Here is an 18488-nt window from a genome sequence, read left to right as displayed (position 1 = left end):
TGCCGGCGCGCTGTGTTGAAAGTCGCTGACGATGGGTTCGCAACAATTGTCGAGGCGTGTCTTCCTTTTCCTGCAAGGGCCATCATCGCCGATCTTTGCGAAGATCGCGGCGTGGCTGGAAGCAAGCGGACATCTCTGCTTGCGGATCAATCTCAATCCCGGCGACCAGATCTTCTGGCGGCGGAAGGGCAGTTACAACTACCGCGGCCGCGGCGGCGAGGCCTGGCGCTCCTATGCGGGTTCGTTCATGGACCGTCACGCGATCACGGACCTCATCCTGCTGGGCGAGGAGAGGCCCTATCATCAGCTTGCAATCGCAGCGGCAAGGGAACGCAACATTGCGGTGTCGGTCATCGAGATGGGCTACCTGCGGCCCGACTGGCTGACCCTCGAACGCGGCGGCATGTCATCCAACTCGCATTTTCCGGTCGATGCACAGCAGATCATCGAGGCGGCCCGCACCCTGCCCGAGCCGGATTGGAAACGACATTATGCGCAGAGCTTCCTTGCCGAAGCGAGTTATGACCTTCTCTACAATCTGCCGAACGTTTTCCTGTGGTTCCTCTTCCCGCATTATCGCCGCCACGCTCTCTTCCATCCGCTTGCCGAATATGCCGGCTGGGTAATGCGCCTTGCGGGCAGCGGCCGGCGCGAGAGGGAAGCAAGCCAGCTTGTCGATCGTTGTCTGGAAAGTGAAGCACCCTTCTTCATCTATCCGCTGCAGTTGCAAACTGATTTTCAGCTGCGCGCGCACTCGCCCTATAACGACCAGCGCGAGGCCATCGGCCAGATCCTGATATCCTTTGCCCGCCACGCAGCGCCCGATACCCAACTCCTGGTCAAGATACATCCACTCGATAACGGCCTCATCAACTGGCGAAAGCATGTGGCCGATCTGGCGGCCAGGCTCGACGTCGGGGAACGCGTTCACGTGCTCGACGGGGGTAACCTCAATGCGCTGCTGGAGAGAGCGCAGGGAACCGTTACAGTCAATTCCACCGTCGGCCTGCATGCCCTGCAGCTCGGAAAGCCCGTGAAAGTGCTTGGGGCCGCCGTATTCGATATCGCCGGGCTAAGCGACCAGGCGCCGCTCGAGCAATTCTGGCGCTCGCCCGAGCCACCGGAAGCCTCACTGCAGTCAGCATTTTTCCGCCTGCTTGCGGCGTCAATCCAGGTCCGGGGCAATTTCTATTCAGCCGCTGGGACCGATGCCGGTGCAGCGGCGATCGCCGAACGGCTGCACAACCGGTCACTCAACCAGCCCGGCGCTTTCATCGATCCGCCGCCGAGAAAAAAACCGGCGAAAATCGCACCTCCCCGGCACTGACGGTGCTCGACCAACCACATGTCACGCGCAAGCACGGCGCAGGACACCAGCGGTCATTTGTCGAAGGGATACAGAATCCGCCCGACCAATCTGAATTTCGGATTAGACAATTCCCGAAAGAACAGGATCGGATCTTCCCTGAAGTCCCGCGCATCGCGCGCGTGACCGATCCTGGCAATCACCGGTGACAAGAGCGGCGTCAGCAGATGGCGCCAGCCAAGAACACCATAAGGCCCCCAGGGTCGCCACCGTGGCCCGGACAAGCACGGTTCGGAAAGAACCTCGCCAGCTGAAAAATATCCCAGAATCCGCTCGACGGTTTCCTCGAAGGAAACCTCCCTGCCCGTGCGAGGATCGAAATAACGCGGGTAGAGGAGATAGGCGCCGGCAAATAATGCCTCGATCGAAAGCCGCCGTCCGCGCCGTGCATTGGGCTGGCGATCGTCCGTCAGCCCCCAGCCGGCATAAAAAGGGCATCCGTATGCGGTGACCTTTATCCCTCGCAACAGCGCCTCGAAGCCCGCGAGCGAGGTGATCGTATAGACATGATCGATTGTTTCGAAGGCCTGCGCCATGCCCAGGGGCTGGGCGAGGATATCACAGACATGCCGTACATCTTCCGGATTCGACTGCGCCAGGCGAACACGGTTCAGGATGTCAGGATGCGGCTTGTAGATGATCTGGGCGCCGGGATTTTCCTGCGCTGCGAGACGGACGAGATCGTTATTGGTTATCGGCGGCAGGCAGCCGTATTGGATAGAGGCGTCGTCCTCGACCTGGCCGATCACCAGCACCCGCTTGCCGGTCTTTGGACCATACAGATTCTCGATGTCCGTTTTCGTCCCGCTATTGTACTTGCTGACGCCCGTTTCAAGGAGAAGACGAATGCCCGCCGCTGCGCGCCGCAGAAGATCGGGAGAGCTGTCGAAGTCGTGAGTGGCGAGCAGCCGCTCCAGATCTGACGGTGTCCGGCAATCGAAATAGGCTGTTCCCGCGTCGAGTGCCAACGACAGCGGCGGCGTGCGGCTGGCATTGGCCTCAACCGAACGAATGAACCCGTCCTCGATGACAACGACAGGGATACCGTGTTCTTCCGCAAAGGCCCGCAAGCCCTTCGGCACCTTGAGGCCCCAGACAAAAATCTGCGGGCTGGCCGCCTGCAGGATCCGTGCTGCCCACTCCCTCCGGAAGTCTTTTTCCCGCACGTGCATGGGAACGAAGGTGAAATCGCGATCCGGGAAATAACGCTGGAAAACGCCCCGCTTCCACTCCTGGATTTGAAAGGCAAAGGTTTTAACTGCATCGCGTGGAGCAATCGACGCCTCCGGCGGCGGACCGATTGCCCGGTCCACCGGTCCAGGAGGGAAGGATTGAAGCCGTTCAGACAAAGATATCTGCTCGCAAATTATCCCCATTCCATATGGAGAACGGCGCTCTCATGTTGGCCGCCGTTGACCAAACCAAAGAGGCCGGCACGAAAGATCCGCCCCGGCTCCACGCACCACTTACGCGACGCCGGCGCGCAGCAAATCGTGGACGTTCAATATGCCGCGCGGGACCCCGAGGTCATCGACCAGAAACAACACCGTGACCTTCTGCGCCTGCATGAATTCCATCGCCGCGCTGGCCAGAGCGCTGCCCTTGATGACCCGCGGATGATGCGACATTACCGTATCGACCGTTTCGAGCAGTAGATCGTGAGACATATGCCGGCGCAAGTCGCCGTCGGTGATCACGCCGACCAGTTTTCCTGCTTCGTCGGTGATGCCAACGACACCAAACCCCTTGGATGACATCTGGATTACCGCGTCACCCATGGGACTGCCGAGCGGCAGGAGGGGGATCGCCTCGCCCGTATGCGCAAGCTCCTGCACCAGAAGCAGTTGCGAACCCAGTTTGCCGCCCGGATGAAAAGTCTTGAAGTCCTGCGCCGAAAAGCCACGGCGCTCGAGAAGCGCAATTGCCAGCGCATCGCCGACAGCCAGTTGCAGCATAGCCGACGTCGTCGGCGCCAGCCCGTGCGGGCAGGCTTCCTGTACCTTCGGCAGTGTGATCGCAACGCTGGAATTACGCGCCAGCAGGCTTTCGGAATTGGATGTTACCGACACGATTGGAACGTTGAAGCGCTTGGCATAGGTCAGCATATTGCCAAGCTCGACAGTCTCGCCCGACCAGGAAAGCAGAATGAGCAGGTCTTCCGACGTGATCATGCCGAGATCGCCGTGGCTCGCTTCCGTCGGGTGCACGAAATAGGCCGAGGTTCCGGTAGAAGCCATCGTCGCAGCGATCTTGCGGCCGATATGCCCGCTTTTCCCGACTCCGGATACGACGACACGGCCGTTGCGACGGGCGATCAGTTCAACGGCGTCGACCAGCGAGCGCGCAAGGACCTGGTCGGCAGCAAAGCAAGCGGCAAGCGCATTGATACCATCTACGGCAGTGGCGATGGACCGTCCGATCGATTCGGCGACAGCGCGTTCTTTCGGACTAGTCACGTCAACTTGCCTGAGACCCATCATCAACGCTCCAAGACTGAAAAGTAAGCATCGCTTATAGCGAGAGCGCTCTCAGATCAAATCAAATTGGCCAAATCATGCCCTTTTCCGGCAATTTCGCCAGGATAAGCGGCAAACCGAGGCACGTTGACTTTCAGCCTCAGCTTGCGCGCTTCGCAACGAGCTCATCTTCCGGGAGAATCGGTTGCCCCGGATTGTGAATGAAATCTTCCAGCGTCATCGTGTCGAGAATATCGGCGATGGCATCTCGGACCGTGGTCATCGACCGGCGGACCTCGCATGTATCCGGATCACGACAGTCGTCGCAGACTTCATAAGCTGTGCGGCTGGCACAGCGGATCGGAGCCAGCGGGCCATCCAGCGTGCGTACGACCTGTCCAATGCGAATATCGGAAGCGGGGCGCGACAGCGAGTAACCGCCGCCCGGTCCCTTCTTTGAGCGCAGAATACCTGCGTTCCTGAGCTCCAGCAGAATGGTATCGAGAAACTTCTTCGGGATATTGTTGCGGCTTGCAATTTCGGTAATGAAGGCGGTCTCGCCCGGATCGAGCCGGGCCAGATCGACCAAGGCTTTCAATCCGTACTTTCCCTTTTTCGTCAGCATCACGGTTCGCTCTGTTCACAGACAGGCGCTGAAACCGGCGCCTGTCTGCTGATTGTCATCACATAATCCGGCATACCACATGAGAAGCCGTGCCAATATACCGATTTAGTGAAAAGACGGCCAATCTGCGGTTTTCACGCAGATTTATTCCTCAGGCGACGGCATAGGCGCCCGATATGCCGGAAGACTGTGATACGGGCTGGCGCCCGCGCTGCGCGGCCATCAGACTGCGGACCGCTGCCCTTGCCTCGTCGGCCGAGCGGAAGTGCCGCGAATCGAGATCCCAGACATGGTATTTCACGGCGACGAACTTCAGCCGGCCAGCGTCCGGAACGACGACACCTACGGCTTCTCCGCCGAATTCTATAACCTGCTTGTTCATGGAATAACGCTCCTTCCGCGCTAAGGCGCGGATCATTCAAAATCGTGCACAAATTCAAAGAAGGACTGCTTGGATTCACATTCGCCAGAAGGGGCGAATGCAAAGGTCTTTCGTTGCGCGACAATAGGAACGCGTGCCGTGGAAGACGGCGATGCGGGCATTGGCAAACATGGCTCTCTCCTTCGGCTAGGACCCGGTTGGCGTTTTCCGGGGCAAGTTACAGACGACCGCTTCGGTTCAACCGACAGCGGATGATCAAAAAGTAGAATAGACCACCAATTTAGTCAATTACAATTGGTGAGTTTCGGAAAATAATACTCTTTCGTTCGCAATTTCCATAACATGCAGCAGATTATGTTCAAAAACTGCAGCCTTGAAGGATGGAAATCTAACGTCGGAGCATTCCTCTCGTCCATTCGTGGAGACTATGTAGGTGCCCGGTGGGACAAAAAAAGGGCAGCCGGGGCCGCCCTTTTGATCTTTTCGATTAAAAGCGATCAACTCTTCGCAGTTTCGATCCCTGGCGAGCGCGTCGCTTCGCGATCCTTCCACCAGCGGCTGAGGAAGAGCAGGATCGGGCCGCCGATATAGATCGACGAGGTGGTTGCGACGATCACGCCGAAGATCATCGGCCAGGCGAAGCTCTTGACGGCGTCGCCGCCCCAGATCGCCATCGGCACCAGCGACAGCGCCGTCGCCATCGAGGTGAAGATGCATCGCGCGATCACCTGGTTGATCGACATGTCGATCAGCTCGGAGAACGGCATCGACTTGTACTTGCGCAGGTTTTCACGCATGCGGTCGTAGACCACCACTTTGTCGTTCACCGAATAGCCGATCATCGTCAGAAGAGCGGCGATGGCCGTCAGGTTGAAGTCGATCCCGGTCAACGCGAAAAAGCCGATCGTCTTGGTGATGTCGAGAAGCAGCACCGCGATGGCGCCGACGGCAAAGTGCCATTCGAACCGCCACCAGATGTAGAACAGGATCGCCAGCATCGCGAGTGCGACGGCGAGGAAGCCCGAGCGGGCGAGTTCCGCCGAGATCGTCGGGCCGACGACTTCGGTGCGTTCGAAGCTCGCATCCGGCACGACCTTGGCGACCGTATCCTTGATCTTGTTGAGCGCAACCGTCTGCTCCTGCTCGCCGCCCGGCTGACGCTGGACGCGGATCAGGACCGATTGCCCCTGGCCGAATTCCTGCAGGGCCACCTCACCGATGTTCAGCCCTTCGAGCTCGTGACGCAGGGTTGCCAGTTCCAGCTTGCTCTTGGACGTCGTCTCCACCTGGATGCCACCGGAGAAGTCGATGCCGTAGTTGAGGCCAGGCGTGAAGAACAGGACGACCGAGCTCAGCGACAGGAAGGCCGACATGCCGATGGCGACGTAGCGGCCCTTCATGAAGGAAATCTTCGGCAGATGCGGCACGCCGCCGAACAGCGACGGGATCTCGAGCTTCTTCATCTTCCGGCGCACGACGACTTCGCGCATCAGCAGGCGAACAACGGTCACCGACGTGAACATCGAGATGACGATGCCGAGCATCATCGTGACGGCAAAGCCGCGGACCGGGCCGGTGCCGAACATGAAGAGCAGGATGGTACCCGAAAGCGTCGTGACGTTACTGTCGATGATGGTCGCATAGGCCTTGTTGAAGCCGATATCGAGCGCCTTCATCGCCCCCGCCCCGCCTTCCGTTTCCTCTCGGATACGGGCGTTGATCAGGATGTTGGCGTCAACCGCCATACCGATACCCAGGATGATACCGGCGATACCGGGCAGCGTCAGCGTCGAGCCGAGCATGCCGAGCACGCCGATCGTCAGGATGGTGTGCAGCAGCAGACCGACATTGGCGATCATCCCCCAGGCGCCATAAAGGACGACCATCAGCGAGACGACGAGGGCAAAGCCGGCCAGACCGGTATAAATGCCCATGCGGATCGAATCCGAGCCGAGGTTCGGACCGACGGAGCGCTCTTCGATGATGGTGAGCGGTGCCGGCAGGGCGCCGGAGCGCAACAGAGCCGAAAGAACGGTTGCTTCCTGGGCAGTGAAATTGCCGCTGATCTGGCCCTGGCCGCCCGGGATCGGTTCGTTGATGCGCGGCGCCGTCAGGACCTTGCCGTCAAGCACGATCGCGAAAGGCAGGCCGACATTGTCGCGGGTGATTTCGGCGAACTGCCGCGCACCCTGGCTGTCGAAGGTGAAGGAAACGATCGGTTCGTTGGTCTGCTGGTTGAATCCGGCCTTGGCATCGGCAAGACGCTCGCCGGAAATGGCGACACGGCTTTCAACCGCATATTTGGCGCCGTCGTTGGCGCCCGGCAGGATGTCGACGCCGCGCGGCGGCGTCGTCGTGTTCGGATCGACCGAGGTGTCGACCATATGGAAGCTCATCTGCGCGGTCGAGCCGAGAAGCTGGCGAAGGCGGGTCGGGTCCTGCAGGCCGGGCAGTTGGACCAGAATACGGTCGGAACCGACGCGCTGGATCAGCGGTTCGGCGACACCGACCTGGTCTACACGGCGGCGGATGATCTCGAGGCTCTGGTCGACGGCCGCGGTCATGCGTTCGCTGAGACCAGCCTCCGTCAGTTTCACCGTGATCGTGTCGTCGGCCGTCGCGACCTCGATATCGGAACTCGCCGTGCCGAAGCCGAGAGTGCCGACCGGTATAGCCAGTTCCTGGATCTTCGGCAGAACTTTGTCGCGATCCGCCTGATCGGCGATCTTGACGGCGATCGAGTCGCCGGCGATGCGGGCCGAAGAGGTCGGCACCCGCTCGGCACGAAGCGCGCCGCGGATATCGTCGAGCAGCGTGTTCAGCCGCGCCTTGCGCAGGCCGGCCGCATCGACTTCGAGAACCAGATGCGAGCCGCCCTTCAGGTCAAGGCCGAGCGTAACCGGGTTGACCGGCAGGAAGGCGGCATATTGCTGTTGCACAGCTACCGGCAAGACGTTTGGAAGCGCCGCGAGTATCCCGAAGAGGATAATCGCGACATAGGCCAGGACGGCCCATTTCGAAGTGCGCATGTTGAGTTTCCATTATAGCCCGCGTCCCTCCGGCAAGGCCCGGGACAACAGGGTGATGAATAAAAAGAAGACGCGCTGACGCGCAAACTGCCTGCGAGGGCAGCAATCAGGCGCTGAACGCCGGGGGGCCGCGAACGCGGGTCGCGAGGCCCAGTGTCCCAGGTATCGCCGCGCCGGTAAAAGCGATGATGGGCATGCTGCCGTAAGCTGCGGCTGAAACGAAGGCCGGCGTCGGCAAGACAAACGGCCCGGGCCCGCCGGGTGACGCCTTGCCGTCCGATCGATCCGCCATGAACCGAAGGTCGGCGACGGGAAAAGCACGTATCACCTGCCGCGACAGCGTCGTGTCGGACGTGCCGCTTTCGGGAATCGAGAAATTGCCGGCGCTCTGCTGCGCGGAAAAGCGTGATGAGAATATCTGTGCCGAGGCGACGAATTGCATGGCAAGTGCGGCCGCCAGAATCCAGAGCACCGCAAAAAGCTTGCCTGCCTGGCTGCGATCGATCCTGTTGCTGTTCGTGCCCATCAAGGACATCGTCCTTTCCGTTGGCGGCAGGTTTTCACTGCAAATCGCCGGACCGCGCGCCGATTCAGCGCGCAAGCGGGCTTAAAAACCACCAGACGTGGCCAAAGTCAAATCTTACCACCCGGTGCCGCGATTGAACATCCTCACGCCGTCACACCCGCCGTTCGCGTCTGATGTATTTCGATCAACGACGGACCGCCGCGTTTGCGTGCCTCGACCAGCGCTGCGACAAGATCGCCGGCCTTGGAAAGCCGCACGGCCGGCACGCCATAGGCCCCGGCCGCAAGCAGGAAATCCGGCGCCGACGGCCTGACGCCCTCGGGCGTGATCCCGGCCTCGACCATGTAGCTTTCGATCTCCTGATAGCCGTCATTGTTCCAGACGAGGAAGATCACATCGGCACCGGCATCCGCCGCCGAACCGAGTTCGGCCAGCGAAAACTGGATGCCGCCGTCACCGACGAGACAGACGACGGGTCTTCCGGGATCAGCCACGGCAGCGCCAACAGATGCCGGCGGCGCATAGCCGAGCGCACCGAAGCCGGTCGCCGAGTTGAACCAGGATTTGGCGCGCGGCGCATCGCAATAGAGATTGCCGGCATAGACGGCCTGGGTCGAATCGCCGACGATCGTGCAGTCCGGCAGGGCGTGATAGATGGCATCGATGACGGCCATCTCCGTGCGCATCTTCGCCGTCAGTTCGGCCAACGCCGCCTTGCGTGTTGCCGCCGCCCGCTCCTTGCCCTTGACGGCAGGCTTCGCCGTCAGGAACACCAGCATGCCGGCCGTCGCAGCCTTTGCGCCCGACAGGATCGACAGCGCCGCATGCGGGCCGCGCGCCAGCTGGGCGGCGTCGATATCGGTCCTGATCAGATTGCCGAGGATCGGAAAGCCGCCGTCGGCATACATGTCGTAGTCGGTCTGGCCCATTTCGGTGCCGAGCGCGATCACCAGATCCGCGTCGGAAATCAGCGATCGCACGGCCTTCAGGCTCGGGCTCGCCGGCACCCGCAGCGAATGGCCCGCCAGCATGCCGCGCGCATTGACGGTCATGACCACCGGCGCACCAATGCGTTCGGCCAGTTCCTTTATCTCCGCCTCCGCCGTGATCGCGCCACCGCCGCAGATGATGACAGGGCGCTGCGCATCACCGCACAGGATGGCCGCCTTCTGCAGGGTCTCGGCGTCGGCCCGCGGCCGAGTGGCAGTCGCCTTGCGCAGAGCAGGGATCGCAATCGAAGCGCTCATCACGTCGGTCGGGATTTCGATATGCACCGGCCCCGGGCGGCCAGAGGTGAGGATGGCAAAGGCGCGCTCGACGACGGACGCGAGATCAGCCGGATTGAGCAACGTCTGCGAATAGAGCGCCAGCGTCTTGATCATGCCGTGCTGGTCCGGCAACTCGTGCAGCAGGCCGCGGCCGTGGCCGAGCGAATCCCGCCGGTTGACACCGGAGATCACCAGCATCGGAATGGAATCCTGTCGCGCCTGCGCCATCGCCGTGATGGTGTTGGTGAGCCCCGGCCCGGTGATGACCAGGGCAACGCCCGGCTTGCCGCTGACGCGCGCATAACCGTCTGCCATGAAGCCCGCACCCTGCTCGTGGCGCGGCGTCACATGGCGGATCTTCGAGGCGGCAAGGCCGCGATAGAGCTCGACGGTGTGCACGCCCGGAATGCCGAAAACGACTTCGACCCCATTGGCTTCGAGCAGATCGACCAGCACCTCGCCGACAGTCCTCATCGTTTCGGTCACGCGCGGCGCTCCCTGGGCGAAAGAAGGCGGATCGCCAGCCTTGTGATGCGTCCGCAGGCTTTATCGATCGCCGTATCCGGTACCGTCAGGCTGACCCGGATGAAGTATGTTGCCTCCTTGCCGAAGGACGCTCCCGGCATGACCGCCACATGCTCTTCCTCGAGCAGCCTCCAGGCGAAGGCATCACCCGTCAGGCCGGTGCCGGCCACATCGACGAGGATGAACATGCCGGCTTCCGGCGGCAGCGGCACGATCCCGGGCACGTTCTGAAGTCCCTGCACGATCCGGTCGGCCCGCGCCTTGTAGGCGGTACGCATGGCGGCAGCCGTGCCGATCTCGTGGGTCAGCGCATAGGCCGTCATGTCGGCAATGAAGGGCTGGACGCCGAACAACATGGTTTCGGACACCGGCAGCAGCCGATTGGCGAAGTCCGCCGGGCCGATCGCCCAGCCGCTGCGGAAGCCCGGTGCGGCGTGCGATTTTGAAATCGACGAAACGACGATCGTCCGTTCGGCAAGGTCCGGATTGTCGAAGGGCGAGGCAAACGTGCCGCTGAGGATCAATTCCTCATAGACCTCGTCGCAGACGATCCAGAGGTCGTGCCTGCGGCAGACGTCGCCAATGGCTGCGATCTCCTCAACCGTCAGCACCGCGCCCGTCGGATTGTGCGGGGTGTTGAGCAGAAGCACCCGGCAGGCCGGGGTCACCGCCTTTTCGAGATCGGCCGCCTGCATGTGGAAACCGTGCTCGGGCTTCAGCGGCACCGTGACGCGGTGCGCGCCCGTCGACTGGATAACACCGTCATAGGTGGCATAGAGCGGATCGCCGACCAGCACGCCGTCACCCGCTTCGACGAGGCCGAGCATCACGGCAAACAGCGCCGTCTGCGTGCCGGGAAAACACAGCACGTTTTCCGCCGTCACGTCCGGGCGCCGCCTGGCGTAGCGTGCCGTCAACGCGCTAACCACCGATGGCTCGCCGCGACCGTTGGAATAGCGATAGCGTCCCGCATTCATCGCCCGCTGCGCCTCGGCAAGCAACGATGCATCCGGCGGCATGTCGGGCTCGCCGATGGTCAGCTGAATGATTTCGGTTCCGCTCGCCTGCATCTGCCGTGCGTGGATATGCAGCGCCCATTTCTCCGAGCCGAGATCGGCCAGACGGTCGGTGATCGATGAGTAACGCATGGCTGTCTCCTGCCCCAAATCAAGCTGTTGTCGCGTCGCCGGCCCGTTCCAGCACGGTTTTTGTCTCGTCGTCCGGGCCGAGCGGCAGGCCGAGCAGCGCCTCGATCGACGACAGCGCGATTGCCACCAGTTCGGCTTCCTCGAAGAGTTCGCCCGCAAGGCATCCCTCAAGCCACAGCCCGTCTATCATGCCGTTGATGGCAATCGCATGGCGGCGGCAGTCCGCTTCACCGGCCGGCCTTCCTTCCGCTTCGAGAAAATCGCGGATCAGCCCCTGCAGGTCGTTGCGAAAGCCAAGATAGCCGTCGCGGTGGATCGCGGCGAGTTCCGGGTCCACCCGCACCTGGCTGATGAAGGACGCCCATAGCGACAGGCTGTGACTGTCGGCGACCGGCGCGGTGAGATTGAGCGTGATGAATTTTCTCAGCCGCGTTCTCGGATCACCGGCAATGTCCGCCGCCTTGGCCGCGAATGTCGTCAGCATGAAGCGATAGGCCTCGGCCACCATCTGATCCTTCGAATCAAAATAGTGACGGACCAGCCCCGCCGTCACGCCTGCCCGGATGGCGATCGCGCGCACCGTCGCGGCCCTGAGCCCAAGCGCGGCGATCGTATCGAGCGTCGCCCGGATCAGTTCCTGCCGGCGCTCTCCCTCCGGCGCGCGATGGAACGTCCGGCGGTTCATGCAGCCCGCCTGAGGACCGGCCTTGTCAGGCAGGTCGGGCCGCCCTCGCAGGCGATGCAGAGCGCGTCGGCCTCGAAGGTCTCGACCTTGCAGCCTGCGGCTTCCATCGCCGCCTTGGTCTTGGGGAAACCCGCAACCATGATCACCTCGTTCGGACGGACCGGCAGCACGTTGAGGCTGAGCCCGTTGCTGGCATGGAATTCGTCGGCCGGCGCCTGGATCAGGGTGATGCCCCACTCCTTCAGCAACTGGTAGAAGGATGCCGGCAGCAGCGGCGCAAAGACCAGTGCCAGGTCGCGCGACAGCGGGCTCATCACCGACATCAGATGCAGGCAGGCTTCCTCGCCGTGCCAGAGCGGCAGGTCGTAGCCGAGAACGGTAATGCCGTGCGGCTCGAGCATTTCCGAGAGTTGGGCAATGCCCTCCTCGTTGGTGCGCACGCCGCGGCCGACGATCAGCGTCTCGGCATCGAGCCAGATGCAATCGCCGCCTTCGACCGTGCCGGGAGATTCGATGCGGCCGAGGATCGGAATGCCGGCCTTCTTGTAGGCTGCCTCGTGCAGCGCCGTTTCCTTTTCACGCAACGGCTTGCCCATGCGCAGCAGGATGGCGCCATGATCCGACATCAGCGACGGATCATGGGTGAACATCGCGTCCGCAAGCCCATCACCCTTGTCCTCCAGCCAGAGGATTTCAGCACCGGACTTTTCCACCAGGCTTGCGAATTCATGATACTGGCGCACCGCCTTCTCGCCATCGAATGTCGGACCATAGTGCCACTTCACCGGATCGGCAGAAGCAAGGCTCGCACCCGGCCGACGCATCAGCACGCGCATCAGATTGGCCGACATCTCCTGCGAACCATAAGCCGTCATCGTCTACTCCTCTTGGAATTTTGATCATGTGGCGGGGCTGCCAGAAAATGCAGCGTCGGAGTTATTATACGGTTGAATAATTTCCGCACAAGTGCCACGATGGCCTCCATGGAACAGCGTGACAGGCAAAAATGCCGCACGAAAAGAAAATCAGGGGAACTGTTTTCATGCGTTCGACACCGGCTCTCTGCCTCATCGGGGCAGATTTTTCATGACGAAACCAGCCCAGGCGATTGCGGTTACAAACCTCCACAAACGCTTCGGGCCGCTCGAGGTGCTCAAGGGTGTTTCACTGACGGCACATGAGGGCGATGTCATCGCCATCATCGGTGGCAGCGGTTCGGGCAAGTCGACCTTCCTGCGCTGTATCAACATGCTCGAATTGCCGACATCCGGCTCGGTGACGATCCATGGCGAAACCATCGCCATGAAGAAGGACGGCCATGGTGGCCTCATGCCGTCGGACCGCAAACAGGTCCAGCGGCTGCGCACCCAGCTCGGCATGGTCTTCCAGAGCTTCAATCTCTGGCAGCACATGACCATCCTCCAGAACGTCATCGAGGTTCCGGTCCACGTGCTCGGCAAATCGAAGGACGAGGCGATCGAAACGGCCGAGGCGCTTCTGCGCCGCGTTGGCCTGTTCGAGAAGCGCGATGCCTATCCGGCCTTCCTGTCCGGCGGCCAGCAGCAGCGCGCGGCGATCGCGCGGGCCTTGGCGATCCAGCCGCTCGTCATGCTGTTCGACGAGCCGACCTCGGCGCTCGATCCGCAGCTGGTCGGCGAAGTGCTGACCGTCATCGGCGACTTGGCCCGGGAAAAGCGCACGATGATCCTCGTCACCCATGAAATGAAGTTCGCGCGCAATGTCGCCAATCACATCGTCTTTCTGGCCGATGGCGTCATCGAGGAACAGGGATCGCCGGACGAAATCTTCGGCAATCCCCGGTCGGAACGCCTGAAAAAGTTCATCAGCTCAATCCACTAGTGCCTAACAACCATAAGGGAAACAGCATGCAACAGATGCTCAAGACCATCGCATTATCGCTCGCTCTCGGCATCGCTGCCGCCGGTGCCGCTTCGGCCGAACCCGTGAAGGTCGGCTTTGCCGCCGAGCCCTATCCGCCCTTTACCTCGCCTGATGCCTCCGGCAACTGGGAAGGCTGGGAAGTGGAATTCCAGAAAGCGGTCTGCGCCGAGGCCAAGCTCGACTGCGTGATCACGCCCGTCGCCTGGGACGGCATCATTCCAGCACTGACCTCGAAGAAGATCGACATCATCATCGGCTCGATGTCGATCACCGAGGAGCGTCTGAAGACCATCGATTTCTCTGACAAATATTACAACACCCCGACCGGTGTCATCGGCGCCAAGGGCGAAACCTTCGAGGCGACGCCGGAAGGTCTGAAGGGCAAGACGATCGGCGTCCAGGTCTCGACCGTCCATCAGGACTACGCCAACAAGTATTTCGGCGAGAACGGCGCGACGGTGAAGGAATACCAGACGCAGGACGAAGCCAACAACGACCTTGCCGCCGGCCGCATCGATGCCGTGCAGGCCGACGCGATCGCGCTCGATGCCTTCCTCAAGAGCGACCAGGGCCAGGACTGCTGCGACATGAAAGGCAACGTCAAGGACGATCCGGCCATTCTCGGCGCCGGTGTCGGCATCGGATTGCGCAAGGGTGAGGGCGAGTTGAAGGGCAAGCTCAACGCCGCGATCAAGGCGATCCGCGAAAACGGCACCTACAACACCTTCTCCAAAAAGTATTTCGATTTCGACATCTACGGCGGGTAACAGAGCTCAGTGACGGTTGTTAACGCGGGCCCCTCATCCGGCCTGCCGGCCACCTTCTCCCCGTAAACGGGACGCAGGGACAACCCGCAAACGCCGACATCCCCTCTCCCCGCCTGCGGGGAGAGGACTAGGGTGAGGGCAAACACGTGCGCGAAGATTGAGGTCAATGGCAGTCGACTCGTTCATAAACTGGGGTCTTCTCGCGCTCGAACCGCCCGGCTGGGGCGGCGTGCTGCTGCGGGGCCTGTTGAATTCGATCCAGATCGCCATCGGCGGCTACGCGTTTGGCCTCGCCCTCGGCGTCTGCGGCGCCTTCGGCAAGCTCTATGGCGGGCCAATCCTGCGCGATCTTATGGAATGCTACACGACGATCGTCCGGGCCGTGCCTGAACTCGTCCTCATACTCCTGCTCTATTACGCCGGCACCGACGCCCTCAATCACGTGCTCAACCTGGTCGGCATCGGCACCGTCGATATCAGCGGCCTTGCCGCCGGCATCTTCGTCATCGGCGTCGTTCAGGGCGCCTATTCCACCGAAGTCCTGCGCGGCGCGATCAAGGCCGTGCCGGCCGGACAGATCGAAGCCGCCCGCGCCTATGGCATGTCGCCATTCAAGGTCATGACGCGCGTCACCCTGCCGGCCATGCTGCCCTATGCGATCCCCGGTCTTTCCAATCTCTGGCTGATCGCCACCAAGGATACCGCCTTGCTTGCCGTCGTCGGCTTCTCAGAACTGACGCTCGTCACCCGACAGGCGGCAGGCGCCACAAAGGCCTATGTCCTGTTCTTCTGTGCCGCCGGTGCCCTCTACCTGGCGCTGACGCTTGTTTCGAATGTCTTCATAAAAATCATCGAGCGCCATTCCCGGCGTGGTTTCGTGGAGCAGGCATGACCGACGCCACGCCTCCCGATGTCACCACCCATGCCATGGCGATCCTGCCGGAAGACCTGCCGACCGCCGGCAGCTTCTTCAAGCCGCACCGCATCGTGCTTCTCCTCATTGCCGCTGCCCTCGTCTTCTGCGTCGTCTGGTTCATGCGCTGGGACTGGCTGCCGCAATATCTGCCGCGGCTCGGCCATGGCATTGTCGTCACCCTCGCCATGCTGTTCAGCACTTCGATCCTCGGCTTCCTGCTCGCCGTGCCGCTCGGGCTGGTGCAGGTGACCGGTCCCTGGCCATTGAAGACGCTGGCCAGCGGCTTCTGCACGATCATTCGGGGCACGCCGCTGCTTCTGCAGCTCTGGCTTCTCTATTACGGCCTCGGCTCGCTGTTCCCGCAGTTTCCGGCGATCCGCCATTCCTTCCTCTGGCCCTATTTGCGTGAATCCTGGCCCTACGGCGTCGCCGCCCTGACGATCTCCTTTGCGGCTTACGAAGGCGAAGTCATGCGCGGCGCCTTTGCCGGAGTGCCCTCCGGCGAGCTCGAAGCCGCCCGTGCCTACGGCATGAGCCGCTGGACGCTGTTTCGCCGCATCTGGCTGCCACGCGCCATCCACCGCGCCCTGCCGACGCTGAACGGCGAGACCGTATTACAGTTGAAGGCTACGCCACTCGTTGCCACCATTACGGTTATCGACGTCTACGCCGTCATCTCCAAGGTGCGGCAGGACACCTACATCACCTATGAGCCGCTTCTGCTTCTTGCGCTGATCTACATGTGCCTGACCGGCATTCTTGTCGTCGCTTTCCGCCACCTTGAAAACCGCATACCGACCCGTGGTGCCTGACATGACCTTGAACGTTACCCTCGCCAACTCCATGCCGGAGCTGGTCGCCATCCGCCACGATCTGCACGCCCATCCGGAACTGGGGCTGGAGGAAGTTCGCACCTCGAATTTCGTCGCGACCTGTCTGGAGGGGCTCGGCTACACCGTCACGCGCGGCCTTGCCAAGACCGGGCTGGTCGCCACGCTGAAGAACGGCGCCAGCAACCGATCGATCGGTATCCGCGCCGATATGGACGCCCTGCCGATCTTCGAGGAAACCGGGCTCGACTATGCCTCGAAAACCCCGGGCCTCATGCATGCCTGCGGCCATGACGGGCACACGGCCATGCTGCTTGGCGCGGCGCGCGCCATTGCCGAGCGCAAGAATTTCGACGGCACCGTGCGTCTCATCTTCCAGCCGGCCGAGGAGAATTTCGGCGGCGCCAAGCTCATGATGGACGACGGCCTGTTTGAAAAATTCCCCTGCGACGCCGTCTTCGCGCTTCACAACGATCCCGGCCTGCCCTTCGGCCACTTCGCCTTCCGCGCAGGCCCGGTCATGGCGGCCGTCGATGAATGCAAGATCACGGTTCACGGCCGCGGCGGCCACGGCGCCGAACCGCAAGACACCGCCGACCCGATCGTCTGCGGCGCCTCGATCGTCATGGCGCTGCAATCGATCGTCTCGCGCAATATCCACCCGATGGATCCATCCGTCGTCACCGTCGGCTCCTTCCACAGCGGCTCGGCCAGCAACATCATTCCCGCACGCGCCGAGATCGTCATCGGCATCCGCTCCTTCGATCCGAAGGTGCGCGACGAACTGGAACGCCGCATTCACCTCGTCGCCGAAAACCAGGCAACGAGCTTCGGCATGACCGCGACAGTCGATTACCAGCGCAGCTACGACGCGACGATCAACCACAAGGCAGAGACCGATTTCGTCCGTGACCTTGCCCTGCGCTTCGCCGGTGCCGACAAGGTCATCGAGCTCCCCCGCCCCTATATGGGCAGCGAGGACTTCGCCTACATGCTGCAGGCAAGACCGGGCAGCTATTTCTACCTCGGCTCGGCGACATCCACCAACGAAAAGCCGCTGCATCACCCAGCCTATAATTTCAACGACGACCTGCTGCCGATCGGCGCCGCCTTCTGGACCGAACTGGCAGAAGCCTATCTCACCCGCACATAAGACGAAAAAGGCCGCAGGAAGGGACATTCCTGCGGCAAGTCGGGACAGTCTTGGGCAAAAATCAGGATCGAAGCTGCTGCTTGCTCAGCGGGACAGCTGTCAGTCGAAGAAGCGGACCGGGCGCAACCCGGCGAAGCTGTAGCCGGTGTCGCGGCGCTTCATCACCGACGCCTGGCGGTGATCGAGAACGAACTCGCCGGACGACGTCGCGACGATCAGCACGGAATGGCTGCGGCGCTCCGGCGTCGAGACGCTGGCGACGCGCATGGCGCCCGCCGGCAGGCCGGCACGGATCAGCTGGCTGCGCTTCATCATCGCATGATCGTCGCCGGCGCCCGGCAGCGGATTGAAAGAGAGGAATTCGCGGCGCGCGCGGATATCCGGCATGACGCGGTTGACGGTCCGGTTGACCGAAGCCAGCACCGTGCGCAGCTTGCTCGTATAGGCAACGACGCTGCGGCCCGAGGCGCGGCAGTCATTGCCGTATTGCAGGCAGAAGAGCTGGCTGGAAAGCGTTGCCCGCTCGCTGAACTCGATGGTGCGCACCGGCATGGAAGCGCTGATGGAGCGAGCGGCGGAGGAAATGCTCATGGCTTGCGACGGCGCCACGGCCGCTCCGGCGATGCCGACCGACATGAGGATCGCAATGGAGATTCGTTTCAACATGACCCTGTCCCTGGTTTTGTTCCTCGCCTGTCCCTGTCCGGACAGCGTCGGTCTTATGTGCCGGATTCATTCCGGGCGGCGGGGAAGCGCATCATGCAGCGGAACCGTTTGGCGGGTTTCGTTCTCCGATAGGACGACCATAGGGATGACAGTTTGCGGGCCGCTTAAGCCGATATCTACAATTTTACGCAACTCGCATTTTTAAGAAAATCAGATTCAAAACACGCGTGTAGTTGATGAAAAT

General features: G+C 61.8%; 17 protein-coding genes. 6 read left to right on the top strand and 11 right to left on the bottom strand.

Features of this window, described 5'->3' with window-relative positions:
* Positions 1-31 precede the first annotated feature (31 nt).
* Positions 32-1327, top strand: a complete 1296-nt coding sequence (locus tag A3AY_RS0102515; RefSeq protein WP_018324104.1) for a capsule biosynthesis protein — start codon at positions 32-34, stop codon at positions 1325-1327.
* 53 nt (positions 1328-1380) lie between these two features.
* Here the strand turns inward: A3AY_RS0102515 and A3AY_RS0102510 are convergent, their stop codons facing one another.
* The 10 genes from A3AY_RS0102510 to A3AY_RS0102460 form a co-directional block, all read right to left on the bottom strand.
* Positions 1381-2679 (bottom strand): capsular polysaccharide export protein, LipB/KpsS family, encoded by a 1299-nt coding sequence (locus A3AY_RS0102510; protein ID WP_018324103.1) that lies wholly within the window; start codon positions 2677-2679, stop codon positions 1381-1383.
* Between the two features lie 153 nt (positions 2680-2832).
* Positions 2833-3846: a KpsF/GutQ family sugar-phosphate isomerase gene (locus tag A3AY_RS0102505; protein ID WP_162709225.1), complete on the bottom strand. Its 1014-nt coding sequence runs from the start codon at positions 3844-3846 to the stop codon at positions 2833-2835.
* A gap of 136 nt (positions 3847-3982) precedes the next feature.
* Complete coding sequence (locus A3AY_RS0102500; protein WP_018324101.1) at positions 3983-4447, bottom strand: RrF2 family transcriptional regulator; 465 nt, start codon at positions 4445-4447, stop codon at positions 3983-3985.
* Between the two features lie 151 nt (positions 4448-4598).
* The gene (locus A3AY_RS0102495; RefSeq protein ID WP_018324100.1) at positions 4599-4829 is read right to left on the bottom strand and encodes a hypothetical protein; all 231 of its coding nucleotides are present in this window, start codon (positions 4827-4829) and stop codon (positions 4599-4601) included.
* A gap of 497 nt (positions 4830-5326) precedes the next feature.
* Entirely contained in the window at positions 5327-7858 is a 2532-nt protein-coding gene (gene secD / locus A3AY_RS0102485) for a protein translocase subunit SecD (protein ID WP_018324098.1), read from the bottom strand.
* A gap of 106 nt (positions 7859-7964) precedes the next feature.
* The gene (locus A3AY_RS34380; protein WP_018324097.1) at positions 7965-8393 is read right to left on the bottom strand and encodes a hypothetical protein; all 429 of its coding nucleotides are present in this window, start codon (positions 8391-8393) and stop codon (positions 7965-7967) included.
* 134 nt (positions 8394-8527) lie between these two features.
* Positions 8528-10126 (bottom strand): 5-guanidino-2-oxopentanoate decarboxylase, encoded by a 1599-nt coding sequence (locus A3AY_RS0102475; protein ID WP_040668076.1) that lies wholly within the window; start codon positions 10124-10126, stop codon positions 8528-8530.
* Positions 10127-10134: 8 nt separating this feature from the next.
* The gene (locus A3AY_RS0102470; RefSeq protein ID WP_018324095.1) at positions 10135-11325 is read right to left on the bottom strand and encodes a pyridoxal phosphate-dependent aminotransferase; all 1191 of its coding nucleotides are present in this window, start codon (positions 11323-11325) and stop codon (positions 10135-10137) included.
* Between the two features lie 19 nt (positions 11326-11344).
* Positions 11345-12010 carry a TetR family transcriptional regulator C-terminal domain-containing protein gene (locus A3AY_RS0102465; RefSeq protein WP_018324094.1) on the bottom strand — a complete coding sequence of 222 codons (666 nt, stop codon included), beginning with the start codon at positions 12008-12010 and terminating at the stop codon, positions 11345-11347.
* Complete coding sequence (locus A3AY_RS0102460) at positions 12007-12885, bottom strand: dimethylarginine dimethylaminohydrolase family protein (protein ID WP_018324093.1); 879 nt, start codon at positions 12883-12885, stop codon at positions 12007-12009. Before A3AY_RS0102460 ends, A3AY_RS0102465 begins: the two co-directional genes overlap by 4 nt.
* Before the next feature lie 211 nt (positions 12886-13096).
* Between A3AY_RS0102460 and A3AY_RS0102455 the strand changes: the two genes are divergently transcribed.
* From A3AY_RS0102455 to A3AY_RS0102435, 5 genes are all read left to right on the top strand, one after another.
* On the top strand, positions 13097-13870 hold the full coding sequence (locus A3AY_RS0102455) for an ABC transporter ATP-binding protein (RefSeq protein ID WP_018324092.1): 774 nt from the start codon (positions 13097-13099) through the stop codon (positions 13868-13870).
* A 26-nt stretch (positions 13871-13896) separates the two neighbouring features.
* Positions 13897-14679, top strand: coding sequence for a transporter substrate-binding domain-containing protein (locus A3AY_RS0102450; protein ID WP_018324091.1), 783 nt, complete (start codon positions 13897-13899; stop codon positions 14677-14679).
* Between the two features lie 166 nt (positions 14680-14845).
* Positions 14846-15571, top strand: coding sequence for an ABC transporter permease (locus A3AY_RS0102445; protein WP_018324090.1), 726 nt, complete (start codon positions 14846-14848; stop codon positions 15569-15571).
* Positions 15568-16407: an ABC transporter permease gene (locus A3AY_RS0102440; RefSeq protein ID WP_018324089.1), complete on the top strand. Its 840-nt coding sequence runs from the start codon at positions 15568-15570 to the stop codon at positions 16405-16407. The genes A3AY_RS0102445 and A3AY_RS0102440 overlap by 4 nt, the downstream gene beginning before the upstream one ends.
* A 1-nt stretch (position 16408) precedes the next feature.
* Positions 16409-17578 carry a M20 aminoacylase family protein gene (locus tag A3AY_RS0102435; protein WP_018324088.1) on the top strand — a complete coding sequence of 390 codons (1170 nt, stop codon included), beginning with the start codon at positions 16409-16411 and terminating at the stop codon, positions 17576-17578.
* A 99-nt stretch (positions 17579-17677) separates the two neighbouring features.
* Here the strand turns inward: A3AY_RS0102435 and A3AY_RS36945 are convergent, their stop codons facing one another.
* Positions 17678-18244 (bottom strand): transglutaminase-like cysteine peptidase, encoded by a 567-nt coding sequence (locus A3AY_RS36945; RefSeq protein ID WP_018324087.1) that lies wholly within the window; start codon positions 18242-18244, stop codon positions 17678-17680.
* Positions 18245-18488: the final 244 nt, after the last annotated feature.

The sequence above is a fragment of the Rhizobium giardinii bv. giardinii H152 genome (assembly GCF_000379605.1).
GTDB lineage: Bacteria > Pseudomonadota > Alphaproteobacteria > Rhizobiales > Rhizobiaceae > Pararhizobium > Pararhizobium giardinii.
This window is presented reverse-complemented; position numbering and strand designations above follow the sequence as displayed.

Coding starts and splice junctions, on each gene's coding strand:
- A3AY_RS0102515 (WP_018324104.1), top strand. CDS start 32: ATGGGTTCGCAACAATTGTCGAGGCGTGTCTTCCTTTTCCTGCAAGGG.
- A3AY_RS0102505 (WP_162709225.1), bottom strand. CDS start 3,846: ATGATGGGTCTCAGGCAAGTTGACGTGACTAGTCCGAAAGAACGCGCT.
- A3AY_RS0102500 (WP_018324101.1), bottom strand. CDS start 4,447: ATGCTGACGAAAAAGGGAAAGTACGGATTGAAAGCCTTGGTCGATCTG.
- A3AY_RS0102495 (WP_018324100.1), bottom strand. CDS start 4,829: ATGAACAAGCAGGTTATAGAATTCGGCGGAGAAGCCGTAGGTGTCGTC.
- secD (WP_018324098.1), bottom strand. CDS start 7,858: ATGCGCACTTCGAAATGGGCCGTCCTGGCCTATGTCGCGATTATCCTC.
- A3AY_RS34380 (WP_018324097.1), bottom strand. CDS start 8,393: ATGTCCTTGATGGGCACGAACAGCAACAGGATCGATCGCAGCCAGGCA.
- A3AY_RS0102475 (WP_040668076.1), bottom strand. CDS start 10,126: ATGAGGACTGTCGGCGAGGTGCTGGTCGATCTGCTCGAAGCCAATGGG.
- A3AY_RS0102470 (WP_018324095.1), bottom strand. CDS start 11,325: ATGCGTTACTCATCGATCACCGACCGTCTGGCCGATCTCGGCTCGGAG.
- A3AY_RS0102465 (WP_018324094.1), bottom strand. CDS start 12,010: ATGAACCGCCGGACGTTCCATCGCGCGCCGGAGGGAGAGCGCCGGCAG.
- A3AY_RS0102460 (WP_018324093.1), bottom strand. CDS start 12,885: ATGACGGCTTATGGTTCGCAGGAGATGTCGGCCAATCTGATGCGCGTG.
- A3AY_RS0102455 (WP_018324092.1), top strand. CDS start 13,097: ATGACGAAACCAGCCCAGGCGATTGCGGTTACAAACCTCCACAAACGC.
- A3AY_RS0102450 (WP_018324091.1), top strand. CDS start 13,897: ATGCAACAGATGCTCAAGACCATCGCATTATCGCTCGCTCTCGGCATC.
- A3AY_RS0102445 (WP_018324090.1), top strand. CDS start 14,846: ATGGCAGTCGACTCGTTCATAAACTGGGGTCTTCTCGCGCTCGAACCG.
- A3AY_RS0102440 (WP_018324089.1), top strand. CDS start 15,568: ATGACCGACGCCACGCCTCCCGATGTCACCACCCATGCCATGGCGATC.
- A3AY_RS0102435 (WP_018324088.1), top strand. CDS start 16,409: ATGACCTTGAACGTTACCCTCGCCAACTCCATGCCGGAGCTGGTCGCC.
- A3AY_RS36945 (WP_018324087.1), bottom strand. CDS start 18,244: ATGTTGAAACGAATCTCCATTGCGATCCTCATGTCGGTCGGCATCGCC.